Source organism: uncultured Sutterella sp., assembly GCF_937923675.1.
In the GTDB taxonomy this organism is placed as follows: Bacteria; Pseudomonadota; Gammaproteobacteria; order Burkholderiales; family Burkholderiaceae_F; genus Sutterella.
Genome location: NZ_CALDXB010000029.1, coordinates 92,717 through 107,374, shown reverse-complemented (window position 1 = coordinate 107,374; position 14,658 = coordinate 92,717). Strand labels below are relative to the sequence as shown.

At 59.8% G+C, this 14,658-nt stretch carries 9 protein-coding genes; 5 read left to right on the top strand and 4 right to left on the bottom strand.

What is annotated here, in order from left to right; genetic code table 11:
- Positions 1 to 147: 147 nt before the first annotated feature.
- A complete protein-coding gene (dnaK, locus tag Q0106_RS03415) occupies positions 148 to 2,070 on the top strand; it encodes a molecular chaperone DnaK (RefSeq protein WP_297608835.1) in 1,923 nt (640 codons plus the stop codon).
- A 155-nt stretch (positions 2,071 to 2,225) separates the two neighbouring features.
- A complete protein-coding gene (gene dnaJ, locus Q0106_RS03410; protein ID WP_297608832.1) occupies positions 2,226 to 3,401 on the top strand; it encodes a molecular chaperone DnaJ in 1,176 nt (391 codons plus the stop codon).
- Between the two features lie 74 nt (positions 3,402 to 3,475).
- On the opposite strand, the gene Q0106_RS03405 is transcribed toward dnaJ, so the two are convergent.
- Entirely contained in the window at positions 3,476 to 6,586 is a 3,111-nt protein-coding gene (locus Q0106_RS03405; RefSeq protein WP_297608829.1) for a multidrug efflux RND transporter permease subunit, read from the bottom strand.
- Positions 6,587 to 6,595: 9 nt separating this feature from the next.
- Positions 6,596 to 7,702, bottom strand: a complete 1,107-nt coding sequence (locus Q0106_RS03400; protein ID WP_297608827.1) for an efflux RND transporter periplasmic adaptor subunit — start codon at positions 7,700 to 7,702, stop codon at positions 6,596 to 6,598.
- 454 nt (positions 7,703 to 8,156) lie between these two features.
- Between Q0106_RS03400 and Q0106_RS03395 the strand changes: the two genes are divergently transcribed.
- Entirely contained in the window at positions 8,157 to 9,506 is a 1,350-nt protein-coding gene (locus tag Q0106_RS03395; protein WP_295488542.1) for an anaerobic C4-dicarboxylate transporter, read from the top strand.
- Positions 9,507 to 9,727: 221 nt separating this feature from the next.
- On the opposite strand, the gene Q0106_RS03390 is transcribed toward Q0106_RS03395, so the two are convergent.
- Both Q0106_RS03390 and Q0106_RS03385 read right to left on the bottom strand, forming a co-directional pair.
- A complete protein-coding gene (locus Q0106_RS03390; RefSeq protein ID WP_152157386.1) occupies positions 9,728 to 10,444 on the bottom strand; it encodes a LuxR C-terminal-related transcriptional regulator in 717 nt (238 codons plus the stop codon).
- A 62-nt stretch (positions 10,445 to 10,506) separates the two neighbouring features.
- Positions 10,507 to 11,778: a Zn-dependent hydrolase gene (locus Q0106_RS03385; protein WP_297608823.1), complete on the bottom strand. Its 1,272-nt coding sequence runs from the start codon at positions 11,776 to 11,778 to the stop codon at positions 10,507 to 10,509.
- 588 nt (positions 11,779 to 12,366) lie between these two features.
- Here Q0106_RS03385 and Q0106_RS03380 point away from each other — a divergent pair.
- Together Q0106_RS03380 and purD are read left to right on the top strand one after the other, a co-directional pair.
- Positions 12,367 to 13,110 (top strand): YebC/PmpR family DNA-binding transcriptional regulator, encoded by a 744-nt coding sequence (locus Q0106_RS03380; RefSeq protein ID WP_152157385.1) that lies wholly within the window; start codon positions 12,367 to 12,369, stop codon positions 13,108 to 13,110.
- A gap of 222 nt (positions 13,111 to 13,332) precedes the next feature.
- Complete coding sequence (gene purD / locus Q0106_RS03375; protein WP_297608820.1) at positions 13,333 to 14,616, top strand: phosphoribosylamine--glycine ligase; 1,284 nt, start codon at positions 13,333 to 13,335, stop codon at positions 14,614 to 14,616.
- Positions 14,617 to 14,658 lie beyond the last annotated feature (42 nt).

The window sequence follows — 14,658 nt, the reverse complement described above, 5'->3', positions numbered from 1 at the left end:
ATATAGGCATTAAAGAGCGAATGAACGAAGGCAGTTCTCCCGCGAGGAGGAAGGCCTTCCGGAAAGATTTCACAAGCGCTTGGTTCCTGAGCGTGCTTCATAGTCGGGCGCGTCGGGAATCGAGCAATCCATAAGGAACCACTAAACATGGCAAAGATCATCGGTATTGACCTTGGTACGACGAACTCCGCGGTCGCCATCATGGAAGGCGATCACGTCAAGGTCATCGAGAACAGTGAAGGCGCCCGCACAACGCCTTCGATCGTTGCGTACATGGAAAACGGTGAGATTCTCGTCGGCGCTCCCGCAAAGCGTCAGGCCGTCACGAATCCGAAGAACACGCTCTTCGCCGTGAAGCGCCTGATTGGTCGTCGTTTCGACGATGCGGAAGTCCAGAAGGATCTGAAGCTTGCGCCGTTCAGCATTGTCCGTGCGGACAATGGCGATGCGTGGGTTGAAGTTGCCGGCAAGAAGCTCGCTCCGCAGCAGGTTTCTGCTGAAGTGCTTCGCAAGATGAAGAAGACCGCTGAGGATTACCTCGGCGAGCCGGTCACGGAAGCCGTCATTACGGTGCCTGCCTACTTCAACGACAGCCAGCGTCAGGCGACGAAGGATGCCGGCCGCATTGCGGGCCTCGACGTCAAGCGCATCATCAATGAACCGACTGCCGCGGCGCTTGCCTTCGGCATGGACAAGGGCGGCACGGCCGATCGCAAGATCGCCGTGTATGACCTCGGCGGCGGCACGTTCGATATTTCGATCATTGATATCGCGAACATCGACGGCGACAAGCAGTTCGAAGTGCTCTCGACGAACGGCGATACGTTCCTGGGCGGCGAAGACTTCGACCAGCGCCTCGTCGACTACATCATCAATGAGTTCCGCAAGGACACCGGCGCCGATCTGAGCAAGGACGTCCTCGCCCTGCAGCGCCTGAAGGATGCTGCTGAAAAGGCGAAGATCGAACTCTCGAGCCGTCAGGAAACGGAGATCAACCTCCCCTACATCACGGCCGATGCCACGGGTCCGAAGCACCTCAATATGAGCATCACCCGCGCGAAGTTCGAGAGCCTCGTTGAGGACCTCGTCCAGCGCACGATCGCTCCGGTTTCGAAGGCGCTCAATGATGCGAAGGCCTCCAAGTCCGACATCACCGACGTCATCCTCGTGGGCGGCATGAGCCGCATGCCGCGCGTTCAGGAAGTCGTCCGCGAATTCTTCGGCAAGGAACCCCGCAAGGACGTGAACCCCGATGAAGCGGTCGCCATCGGTGCAGCCATTCAGGGTTCGGTTCTGACGGGCGAACGCCGCGACGTGCTCCTTCTCGACGTGACTCCGCTTACCCTCGGCATTGAAACCCTGGGCGGCGTGATGACCGCGATGATCAAGCGCAACACGACGATTCCGACGAAGCATTCGCAGGTCTTCTCGACCGCGGAAGACAATCAGCCTGCCGTGACCATTAAGGTCTATCAGGGCGAGCATGAAATGGCCGCATCGAACAAGCTCCTCGGCGAGTTCAACCTCGAAGGCATTCCGCCGTCTCCGCGCGGACTCCCGCAGATCGAAGTGACCTTCGATATCGATGCCAACGGCATCCTGCACGTGTCCGCCAAGGACAAGGCTACGGGCAAGGAAAACAACATCACCATCAAGGCGAGCTCCGGCCTCTCTGAGGAAGAGATCAAGCGCATGGTGTCTGATGCTGAAGCGAACAAGGAAGAGGATCACCGCCGCTTCGAGCTCGCTCAGTCCCGCAACACGGCCGACGCCGCCGTTGCTCAGGTTCAGAAGACCCTGAAGGATTTCGGCGACAAGGTCGAAAGCGCTGACCGCGCTGCCTGCGAGAGCGCCATCAAGGACGTTGAAGAGAAGGTCAAGGGCGAGGACAAGGCCGCCATTGATCAGGCTGTTGAACGTCTGATGACCGCCGCGCAGAAGATCGGCGAAAAGATGAACAAGGCTGCTCAGGCTGCCTCTCAGGCTCAGCCGCAACAGCAGCAGGGCGCTGAAGCCGGCAAGAAGGACGACGATGTCGTTGACGCCGACTTCACGGACGTGAAGAAGTAATCCTTCAGGTTCGGCCCGTTCCGCCAGGTCCCCGGAGATGCCTCCGGGGGCGTAAACGGAACTCCAGGCGCAGCAAAGGCGCTTCCATTACGAGAAGGGTCGGCTAGTTTTACCAGCCGGCCCTTTCTCAGCTTTTTGAAATCAACGACATCGACATGGCGGAAGAGAACTATTACGAGGTGCTCGGCGTAGATCGCGGAGCCTCCCAGGACGACATCAAGAAGGCCTATCGGCGTCTTGCCATGAAATATCATCCGGACCGCAATCCGGGCGACAAGGCGGCTGAGGAAAAGTTCAAGCAGATCGGCGAAGCCTATGCGATTCTGTCCGACGAGCAAAAGCGTGCTGCCTACGACCGCTTCGGCAAGGCCGGGGTTGATCCGAGCGCAGCAGGCGCCGGCGCCGGCGGTTTCGGTCAGGGCGGGTTCGGTGGCTTCAGCGGAATGAATTCCGGCGACTTCCAGAGCGCCTTCGGCGACATCTTCTCCGACCTCTTCGGAGGCGGACGCGGTCGCGGCGCCGGTCCTCAGGGACCGCAGCCGATGCGCGGCAACGACGTGAGCTACACCCTGGAGGTGAGCTTTGAGGATGCTGCGCACGGGCGCAAGATGGATATCCGCGTTCCTGCCTGGGATGAATGCACGAGCTGCCACGGCACCGGATGCCGTCCGGGCACGTCTAAGAAGACCTGCCCGACCTGCCACGGCGCAGGCGTCGTCCGCATGAGCAACGGCCTCTTCCAGGTTCAGCAGACCTGCCCGCAGTGCCACGGCACGGGCGAGGTGATCGCTGATCCCTGCCCCGACTGCAGCGGCACGGGCTTCAAGCGCTCCGCCAAGGTGGTCGAGGTCAACATCCCCGCCGGCATCAATGACGGTCAGCGCATCCGCATGAGCGGCAAGGGCGAGCCCGGCGTCAACGGCGGCCCTGCGGGCGACCTCTTCATTGAGATCCGCGTGCGTCCGAGCGACATCTTCGAGCGCGACGGCGACGACCTGCACATGCAGCTCCCGATTTCGTTCGTGACGGCTGCCTTGGGCGGCGAAGTGACGGTGCCGACGCTTGACGGCGAAAGCCGCATCACGCTTCCTGAAGGCACGCAGAGCGGCAAGACCTTCCGTCTGCGCGGCAAGGGCATTTCGAATCTGCGCACGCATCAGCCGGGCGACCTTTATCTCCACATCGAGATCGAGACGCCGGTCAATCTTTCCGACAAGCAGAAGAAGATGCTGCGCGACTTCGACGCCTCCCTGAAGGAAGGCGGCGACAAGCACAATCCGAAGTCTCAGGGGTTCTTCGATAAAGTGAAGAACTTCTTCCAGAAGAAATAAAGCCCTGAGTTCTCCAAAAGAAAGCCCGGACGCTCCGCAATGGATGCCCGGGCTTTTTTTCGGCCTGCGGTCAATCAGTTTTTCGGATTGACGGCCTTCTTTCTCTTCCTCGCGAACCAGGTAAAGAAGACCGGCACGAAGATGGTTGAAATAAAGGTTGCGGCAAGCATGCCGCCGCAGACACCGGTGCCCATGGAGTGACGCGCGGCCGCGCCCGCTCCAGTGGCGGTGACCATGGGCAGAACGCCCAGAATGAAGGCGAGCGAGGTCATCAGGATGGGGCGCAGACGGAGGCCTGCGGCTTCAATTGCCGCTTCAAAGGGACCCTTGCCTTCCTCTTCCATCTTCTGGGCGGCGAATTCGACGATCAGAATGGCGTTCTTTGCCGTAAGGCCGATGAGGACGAGAAGACCGATCTGGAAATAAATGTCGTTCGCCGTGCCTCTCAGCCAGATGGCCGTCATGGCGCCGAGGAACGCGTAGGGAACCGCAAGCACGACGGCAATCGGGAGCGACCACCTTTCGTAGAGCGCCGCAAGAATGAGGAACATCACGAGAAGACCGAAGCCGAAGGCCGTCGCGGAAGAGGCTCCGATGCGCTTTTCGTGGAAGGCCTGTCCGGTCCATTCGACCTGGTACCCCGGGGGAAGGTACTCGCGGGCAGTTTCCTCAACGATCCGGATGGCGTCGCCCGAACTCAGGCCCTGCACGGCCGCCCCCATAATCGGGGCGCCGAGGTAGCCGTTCATGCGGGCAAGCGACTCCGCAGCAGAAACACGCTCGAGCGAGATCATGGTCGAGATCGGCACCATCTTTCCGGAGGAGGAGCGCACGCTTGCGCGGCCGATGTCGGAGGGGAGCGACCGGAATTTGGTATCGGCCTGCATGACCACGCGGTACGTTTTGCCGTTGCGCGTAAAGTCGTTGATGTAGTCGGAGGCAAGGAGCGCCGAGATCGTGCTGTAGACGTCGTCGACGTCCACGCCGAGCGCATAGGCGCGGTCGCGGTCGACATGAAGCATGAGCTGCGGGCTGTCGGCAACGAGGGAGCTTCTGAGGCCGGTCAGTTCCGGACGCCTGGAGAGCTCTTCAATGAAGCCGTCCGTAACTTCCTGAAGAAGGAGCGGATTGTCTGAACCGTGGGCCGTCACATAGCCCGAGAAGCCGTTCGAGGAACCAAGTCCGGGAATTGCCGCAGGGAGCACTGCCACGCCGCGGGCATCGGGGCTTTCGCGGAGCCATTTGGAGAGCTCCTGCTGGTAGTCTTCCGCCGTCATCGTCCGTTCGCTCCAGTTCTTGAGCTGGAGAATGAAGGTCGCGGCATTCGCGCGGATGTCGCTGCCGAGGGTGTCAAAGCCCATCATCGTGACGACGTTGCTTACGCCCGGAAGCTTCTGAATCTTCGCAAGGAACCCTTCAGCGACTTCTTCAGTCCGCGGGAAGGCAGAACCCTCAGGCAGCTGAATCGCCATGCGCACGATGCCCTGGTCCTCGCGCGGCACAAACGATGTCGGGGTGCGCTCGAGAAGCTGCCAGGCGCCCAGGCAGGTGAGGACGAGAAGAATCGCGGAAAGAATGCGATGCTTGAGGGCAAGGCGGACAAGCTGCAGAAAGCGGACGGTGAAGCGGGCGAGCGCCTTATTGAACCAGACGAAGAAGGCAAGAGGCTTCTCGTTCGTGTCTTTGAGCAGAATGGCGCAGAGTGCGGGAGTGAGCGTCAGCGCGACGAAGCCCGAAATCACGACGGAAACGGAAACCGTCACCGCAAACTGTCGATAGAGTTCGCCTGCAATGCCGCCCAGGAATGCCACCGGGATGAAGACCGCGGACAGAACGAGCACGATGGCGACGAGCGCGCCGGAAACCTCCTGCATTGCCTTGATGGAGGCGTCGAAGGGCGAAAGCTTTTCGGTACGCATCAGGCGTTCGACGTTCTCGAGCACCACGATGGCGTCGTCGACCACGATGCCGATGGAGAGCGTCATCGCAAAGAGCGTGAGCGTATTGAGCGAAAAGCCGAAAAGCCAGAGACCTGCCATGGTGCCGATGAGCGACACCGGCACGGCGAGCATGGGAATGAGCGTGGCGCGCCAGCTTTGAAGGAAGAGGAAGACGACGACGAGAACAAGGAGACCGGCTTCGGCGAGCGTGTGGTAGACCTCATTGAGAGAGGCGCCGACGAAGACGGTGGTGTCGTTCGTGATGACGTAGGCGAGTTTGCCCTGCGGGAATTCCTGAGCGAGTTCGGTGATCCGCGCCTTCACTTCTGCTGCTGCCGACATGGCGTTGGCGCCCGTCTGGAGATAGACGCCGACATTGACGCCGGGCTGCCCGTTCATGTCGACTCGGAATTCATAGCTTCGCTTGCCGGTTTCAGTAGTGGCGATGTCTCGCAGGCGCACGAGCCCGTGAGCGGAATCGCTCTTAATGACGATTTCGCCGAATTCCTCAGGCGTGAGAAGCTGCCCCGGCGTCGAAATCTTGTAGTAAAGCTGCTGATCCGGCAGCGTCGGCGACGTGCCGATGCGGCCGACTGCGCGCTGGGCGTTCTGAGCGGAAACCGCGTCGTCGACGTCCTTTGTCGTGACGCCGAGCTCAGTCATGCGTTCCGGATCAAGCCAGATGCGCATGGCGGACTGGACGTTGCCGAAAACGTTCACGTCGCCGATGCCCGGCAGGCGCTTGAGCTCGTCGACAATGTTGAGGGTTGCGTAGTCCGCCATTTCCGACGCCGACATGGACTTGTCGGGCGAATAGAGTGCCATCATGAGGAGCTCGTCGTCGGAGCGCTTTCGCACGGAAACGCCCTGGTCGCGCACGCTCGAGGGCAGACGCCTTTCAGCCGTGCGGACGCGGTTGTTGATTTCGAGCATCGCGTCGTTGGGGTCGGTGCCGACCTCAAAGACGCACATGATCGACATGTCGCCGTTCGAGCGGATGCTTGTCGTGTAGTAGAGAAGCCCTTCGATGCCGGAAAGCTGGTCCTCAATCGGGGCGGCTACCGTACGGGCGATCGTTTCGGCATCGGCGCCGTCGTAAGTGGCCGAAATACGAACCGAGGGCGGCGTGATGTTGGGGTACTGAGAGAGCGGAAGGACTCTTAATGCAACAAGACCCGCGAGGACGATGAAGAGCGAGAGGACGGTGGCGAAGATCGGGCGCCGGATGCAGAACTGACTGAGCATGTGAGCGCCTTAATTCTTAGCTTTCTCGGGCTGAGCGGCCGGAGCCCTCTCGGTCACGGGAGTGCCGTTCTGGAGCTTGATGAGCTGATCAGTGATCACCTTGTCGCCGTCCGCAAGTCCCTTGCGGATGATCCAGTCCTTCCCTTCCCAGAGACCTACCTCTACTGCGGTCTGGAGGGCCTTGCCGTCCTTCAGGACAAAGAGTGCATACGTACCGTCAGGAAGCTGCTTGACGGCGCGCTGCGGCACGCGCCATGCATTGCGGTCGATCGTTGTCTGATAGCGGATGCGGACAAATTCGCCGGGCAGGATCCCTGCGTCCGAAGGCACCCTGACGCGCAGCGTGCGCGTGCCGGTATCGGCGCCGTAGGTCTGCGCGATGTAGTCGAGCGCTGCGGGAATTTCCTTCCCGTCCGTGCGGAAGACCCTCACGCGCGTTTCCTTCGTGATGTCGGCGCCCGCAAGATCGCGGTCCGACGGTGCAAAGAGAACCCGGATGTCGTCCTTCTGCGTAATGGAGGCGAGTACGGAACTGTCCTTGATGACGACGGCGCCGGGGTTGAAGAGCGCCTTCGAGACATAACCCTGAACGGGAGCGCGCACCTGGGTCCAGGAGAGGCTGATGCGGGCGTCTTCCTCATTGGCCTTCGCCTGCGCGAGCGCGGCCTGCTTCTGGCTTCTTAGACTCTTGGCATCGTCAAAGTCCTTCTGGCTTCCCGCACCGCTCTTGAGGAGCTCGGCATTGCGGCGGTATTCGCGATCGGCCTGCTTCAGTTCATCCTCGAGCTGACGCCGGGAGGCTTCCGCGGAAGCAAGCTGCGCGCTGAGGCTTGACGGGTCAATCTCGAAAAGAACCTGTCCGGCTTTGACGAAGTCGCCTTCCCTGTAGTTCACATGAAGAATCCGGCCGCCTGCCTGAGGCGTTACATTGATGGCGGCGCCGGCCTCTGCCTGGCCGATGGTTTCAAGCCAGTGCACCTCATCTTTCGATTGCACCGTAACGGTGGTTACGGGGAGCGGCTGCCTGGGGGCCGCGGCTTTCTTCTCCTCTCCGCAGCCGGAAAGGGTCAGGACGGCAGCAAGGAGAAGGGCGCAGCAGGAGAGAGTTCGTTGCATGGCAGAGGGAGAAATAGGTACCGGAGGGAGCGCGCAGGAGATTGGTATGCACGCATGCCGAATTTTTGAATGCTAAGCGCAGAGACTTAGCGCTTGCATGGATCTTCGCAAGTCCGCTGAAATTGCGGGTTCCGTGAAAACTCGTATTTTTTTGGAGGTACTACTGAGAGCAGGAAGGCGGTGCGCTCCCGATGGAGTTTTGTAAAGAGAAATGGGGCGGAAAAAGAGGCTTCTGAAACAATTCGGCATGCCGGTGCAATGAGCCGAAGCCTTACTGGGAGCGGATGTCTGAGATAAAAAACAATCAGCGGAGGATGAAGCAGAATGAAATGTAAACCCTGATCCGCCTATTTGTAAATTTTTGTACTTAGTCAAAAGTAGAGCAGTTTTCTACCCCTTTTTTGAGATTCGGGGCCGATAATGCCCTCGTCCTCACTCTAAAGAGAGAAAAGACATGCTCGGATATGACTTTTGGCTACAGCTGATCATAGTTTTGATCTGCTTGTTCTACGGCGCCCGAAAGGGAGGTATGGCCCTCGGCCTCATCGGCGGTATCGGCCTGATGGTGCTGATTTTCGGCTTCCACATTCCTATGGGCAAGCCGCCGGTCGACGTGATTCTTACGATTCTGGCCGTGGTCTGCGGCTCCGCCAGCCTTCAGGCTGCCGGCGGCCTTGACTGCCTCCTTCAGATCGCTGAACGCGTTCTGCGCCGTCACCCCCGCGCCGTCGTGTACGTCGCCCCGTACCTCTGCTGGTTCCTGACGATCCTCTGCGGTACCGGTCACGTCGTTTACACGATGCTCCCGATTATTTACGACGTTGCCATTAAGAACAACATTCGTCCGGAACGCCCGATGGCTGCTTCGACGATTGCTGCTCAGATGGGCGTGATCTGCTCGCCGGCCGCTGTGGCTGCGGTCTCGATGATCGCTCTGCTCGACGGCTATGAAGTCGGCGGCAAGCCCTTCGGCTTCGTTCAGCTCTTCTCGATCGTGATCCCGGCCGCCATCGTCGGCCTCTTCGCTGAAGCGACCTATTCGTCCTTCCGCGGCAAGGACCTCGACAAGGATGAAGCTTTCCAGAAGCTCATTTCCGATCCGGAACAGAAGAAGTACGTCTACGGCGAAAACACGACCCTCGTCGGCAAGGTTTTCCCGAAGACTGCCTGGGCTTCCCTCTGGATCTTCCTCCTCACGATCGCTTTCGTTGCTCTCCTCGGTTCTGAGCCCAGCCTCCGTCCGATGGTCGGCAAGAAGGCCCTCGGCATGACCCAGCTGATTCAGATGTGCATGCTGACCGCCGGCGCTCTGATGGTCATGTTCTGCGGCGTCCGCGCCTCCATGATCTCGAAGGGTTCGGTGTTCCATGCCGGCTGCGTCGCGATCGTTGCTGTGTACGGCGTTGCCTGGATGGCCGATACGATGTTCATGGCTCACCTTGCTGACCTTAAGGTGATCCTGGTTGACTGGGTTAAGGAAGCTCCGTGGACCTACGCTCTCGTGCTTCTCCTTGTGTCGAAGCTCGTGAACTCTCAGGCTGCTGCTGTTGCGACGATCGTGCCGGTCGCCCTTCAGGTTGGTACGCCTCCGGGACTCGTGGTTGCCTTCTCGTCCGCCTGCTACGGCTACTACATCCTGCCGACCTATCCGTCCGACCTGGCTGCTCTCCAGTTTGACCGCTCGGGTACCACCCACATCGGCCGCTTCGTGATCAACCACTCCTTCATCCTCCCGGGCCTGATCGGTGTTCTCACCGCCACGGGTATGGGCTGGGTGCTCGGCAAGCTCTACGGCTACATCTAAAGACACATAACTACTGTGAGGACGCTTTGATGCAAGCCGACTGATCCGGGAGCTTTTCCCGGATCGGCACTGAAGCAATAAAACGGGGATCCTTCTTTAGGGAAGGGTCCCCGTTCGCTGTTTGGGGAATGCCGTTCTCCAAAGACGGCGCTAAAAAAATGCCCGGGCGTCTGACGACAGACGCCCGGGCATTTGGATTTGCAAATCACCCCTGGGTGACGCTACATGCGGCGGAAGGTTTTAGGCGAACCGCTGAGTCCGATCTTCGCGAGCTTCTCTTCCGGAATGCGATAGTCGCGTTCCGACGCCCAGACGGCGGCTTCAACGCGGGAGCGGAAGTGAAGCTTCTTGAGGAGATGCTTTACATGCACCTTGACCGTGCCGTCCGTGATTTCGAGGTACTGAGCGATCTCGCGGTTGGAGAGGCCCGAGGCGACGCAGCAGAGCACTTCGAATTCTCGCTTGGTTAGGAGCTGCGTGACGTTGGTTTCCGACTCCTCAATCGTGCCGGAACGAAGGTGCTCGGCAAGGGCTGAGGTGATTTTTTCCGAAGCCGCCATGCCGCCCTGGGCAACAATCTTCATCTGATCGACAAACTCGTCGATCGGGATGTTGCGCAGGAGGTAGCCGTTGGCATCGAGGCGAATGGCCTGCATGAGGTTTGAGGAGCTGTTGGGCGAGCTCATCAGCATTACAGCGCGGCAGGATGGCTGCCGGTACTTGATGAGGCGCAGCAGATTGAGGGGCTGAAAGCCCTTGGCGTCCAGGTCGATGATGACGATGTCGGGCTTGAGGCCGATGAGCGAGAGCGCCGTCTTCTCATCCCCGGTGAGACCGAGAATCTGGAAGTTGGCATTGGTGGTGAGCGCATCAGCAATGCCCTTGCGGAAGAGCGGATAGTCGTCCACGACAACTACGCTGGGTTTCCGATGTTCCATGGTTAGAGTCCTTGTCCGGATGCGGCTTTTGGGAGACAGCTGCATCCGGGCGTCCAAATGAATCAGGCGGCGTCGAAGTCCATTACGGTGTGCCAGAGAAGATCCGCGCCCTTCATGAAGTCGGAAAGCTCCATAGCTTCATGGGGATTGTGCGAGCCGTTCTGATTGGCAACGAAGATCATGGCGACCGGAATGCCGCAATTGCCGAGCATGGCTGAGTCGTGGCCGGCGCCCGAGGGAAGCCGCATGACGGGGAGATGAGCGCGTTGGGCGCTCTCCCAGAGACGGTTGGCAAGCGCTTCGTTCACATGTGCAGGGGCCGTAAAGAGCGGCGCATCAAATTCAAAGCGTACGCCGCGTTCCGCTGCGAGCTTCTGAGCTTCATGAACGAGGTCGTCGTGGAAGGCTCGGCACGTGGCCTCCGAGAGGCTTCTCATGTCGATCGTGAAGGTGACGAGGCCCGGGATGACGGAAATGGCGGCGGTCGGCGCCGTCTTGATGACGCCCACCGTGAAGACGAGATCCTCGCCGCGCTTCAGATATTCGTCCCACTTGTCGTCCATGCGTGAAATGAGGCGCGCCGCAGCCATCACCGCATCGTGGCGGTACTGCTTGTCGACGGCGCCCGAGTGCGCCGTTTCGCCGACAACCTTTACTTCCTTATGACGGATGTTGCCGCGGATGCCGGTAACAATGCCCGTACGGGCATCCTTCTGACTGGTAAGGGTCGGTCCCTGTTCAATATGGAGCTCAAAGAAGGCGGCGATCCGGCTCGGATCGATGACGGGCTTGCCCGTGGTGAGCGCCTTCGGATCGAGCCCGCAGGAGGCGATGCATTCGCCGAGCGTCTGGCCTGAAGTGCGGTGCTTGAGCGCAAGGTCGGATTCCTTGAGGCGCCCCATCATGCCGAGAGAGCCGACATAGGCCTTCCCGAAGAAGGAGCTTTCCTCGCAGCGCATCATGAGAACGCGGTAGTCGCGAAGCGGCGTGACGCCCTCGCGGCGCATGCGGCGCGCAACTGAGAGCGCCGCCACGATGCCGGCGAGCCCGTCATAGTTCCCGCCCTGGGGAACGGAGTCGGCATGACTGCCCGAGACCACAGCCGGAAGCGTGCGGTCTCGGCCGGGGAGCGTCATCCAGACGTTTCCCGCGGCATCCTTGGCAATTTCAAGATCAAGTTCGCGGCCGATGCCTTCGAGATAATCCAGCACCTGGGTTTCAAGGGGGCCGTAACCCTGACGGGTCACGCCTTCATGATCCTTGCTCATGCTGCGGACATGATCAAAGATCGCAGCGCAGAAATCAGCGTCGCTCAATTGAGAGAACTGCGTCATATTGATATTTCTGGAGAAATTAAGGGATTCAAACCGATACTTCAGTGGTCGGTCTGATTCTGCCAAAAATACTACCAATTAAATACCCCTATAGAAGGTATTCCGTGCAAAGCCGCTCTGAAAAATTGATCCTCGGTAAAGGATGCATTGTGGCTTTGGATGCCTGAATACTTTGTTTCTCAGGAATTTCGGCGTGCTATTCCCGGAAAGAAGCAAAGCCGCTGGAGGTAGAGTCTGAAGATGAGTTCTACCAAGAAATGAGGAATCAACGACAATGTTTTGCGCCGCAAAGCCCGGGAGATTGCCTTCGTCAGTGAGCGCAGCGGCCTTCGGGAGATCCAGGCGGGATCCCGGCTGGTCCCTAACGCATATCTCTCGGTGAAAACTCGGGTATGAAGCATTCGGATGCTCTAAAATACGCCTCTCTCCGGATTTGACGCGCGTTTTGTCTGCTCATCCGGAAGTCCAAGTTTTGCACCGCCCGGGCTCTTCCAGAAAGCAATGCCAGCGGGCGGCAAGGCCTCTCCTCGCGCGACCGCAGCCGAGGCCCAGCGCTCTACCCATTCCCTGTAAAGAGGTTGATACAAAATGTCGGGTCATTCCAAGTGGGCCAATATTCAGCACCGCAAAGGCCGTCAGGACGCCAAGCGCTCCAATCTTTGGACGAAGCTCGTCCGTGAAATCATCGTTGCTGCCCGCATGGGCGGCGGCGAACCGGAGTCGAACTCCCGTCTGCGTCTTGCGCTCATCAAGGCGCGTGCGGGCAATGTGCCTAAGGACACGATCCAGAACGCCATTCTGAAGGGCACGGGCCAGCTCGAGGGCGTCTCCTACGAAGACGTCCGCTACGAAGGCTACGGCGTCGGCGGCGCTGCGCTCATCATCGACTGCACGACCGACAACCGCGTCCGTACGGTTGCCGATGTCCGTCACATCCTTTCGAAGAACGGCGGCAATCTCGGCACCGAAGGTTCGGTTTCCTTCCAGTTCAAGCACGTGGGCGACTTCTTCTTCGCTCCGGGCTCCGTGACCGAAGATCAGGCGATGGAAGTTGCGCTTGAAGCCGGCGCCGACGACGTCCTCACGGATCCGGATGACGGCTCGATCGAAGTCACCTGCGCTCCGGAACAGTTTGATGCCGTGCAGAAGGCCTTTGAAGCGGCCGGCATGCAGCCTGAAGTCGCTGAAATCACCTGGAAGCCCCTCAACGAAACACATCTCGAAGGCGAGGAAGCTGCCCGCATGCAGCGTCTGATCGATGCCCTCGAAGAGCTCGACGACGTTCAGCAGGTCTACACCTCGGCTGATTTCGAGCTCCCTGAGGAAGCGTAATGCCCGCCTGGGGACGGAAAACTCCCGGGACCGTTGTAGCCCGGAAGACTTTCTGAACGCCTTTAAAAAAAGGCCGGAATGAAGTTAAGCATTCCGGCCTTTTTCTAATAAAAAGATCGTCCCCTGCCGGTGCTTTAAGCCCGGATAGCGGGGAAAATATCCTCTGAGGCCGGCGTTTTCCTTTGCCGGTTCTTCCCAATTGAAATTCTGGAGAATTTTGCAATGAAGCTTCTCGTCATCGGCAGCGGCGGCCGCGAACATGCTCTGGCCTGGCGTCTTTCTCAGGGCGCCGGCGTGGAAAAGGTTTTTGTGGCGCCCGGCAACGCCGGCACTGCACTTACCGACAAGCTCGAAAACGTTGCCCTTTCCGGCAACGAGGAACTCATTGAATTCGTGAAGAAGGAAGGCGTTGCCTTTACGGTTGTCGGACCCGAGGCGCCTCTCGCCGCCGGCGTCGTCGACGCCTTCCGAGCTGCCGGTCTGGGCATTTTCGGGCCGGAAAAAGCGGCCGCGCAGCTCGAAAGCTCGAAGGATTTTGCCAAGGCCTTCATGAAGCGCCACGGCATTCCGACAGCGGACTATGAGACCTTCACGGACCCGAAGGCGGCCCGCGCTTATGTGGAAAAGAAAGGCGCTCCGATCGTCATCAAGGCCGACGGTCTTGCTGCCGGCAAGGGCGTCGTCGTCGCCATGACGCTCGACGAAGCCTACGCTGCGATCGATTCCATGCTCGAAGGCCATGCGTTCGGCTCCGCCGGCGCGCGCGTCGTCATTGAGGACTTCCTCGACGGCGAGGAAGCTTCCTTCATCGTCATGGTTGACGGCGAACATATTCTCCCCCTTGCGACGAGCCAGGACCACAAGCGCCTTCTCGACGCCGACCAGGGTCCCAACACCGGCGGCATGGGCGCTTATTCTCCGGCTCCCGTCGTGACGCCCGACATTCATGATCAGGTGATGCGCGAGATCATCCGCCCGACGGTGGAAGGAATGGCGAAGGAAGGCGTGCGATACACGGGCTTCCTCTATGCCGGCCTCATGATCAAGCGCCGCGCCGACGGCACGGCTGACGTGCGCACGCTCGAATTCAATTGCCGCATGGGCGACCCGGAAACGCAGCCCATCATGATGCGCATCAAGAGCGACTTCGCGAAGGTGGTTGAAGCCGCCATTGCCGGCAAGCTCAATGAAGCCTCGATCGAATGGGATCCGAGAAGCGCGCTCGGCGTGGTGATCGCCGCCCGCGGCTATCCGCAGCATCCGGAAAAAGGCGCCGTCATCGATCGCCTTCCGGCAAACGGTCCCGATGCCCGCGTCTTCCACGCCGGCACGAAGACGGATCCGGAAGGGCGCACGATCGTTTCCGGCGGCCGCGTTCTTTGCGCCGTCGGTCTCGGCTCTCCCCTTGCCGAAGCGCAGAAGACCGCCTACGAACTCGCCCGCGGCGTGCACTTTGACGGCATGCAGATGCGTTCCGACATCGGCTGGCGCGCGATCGGCCGCTAACCGTTAACAACTCCATACGCCTCAGAGCGGGCGGGAAATGAT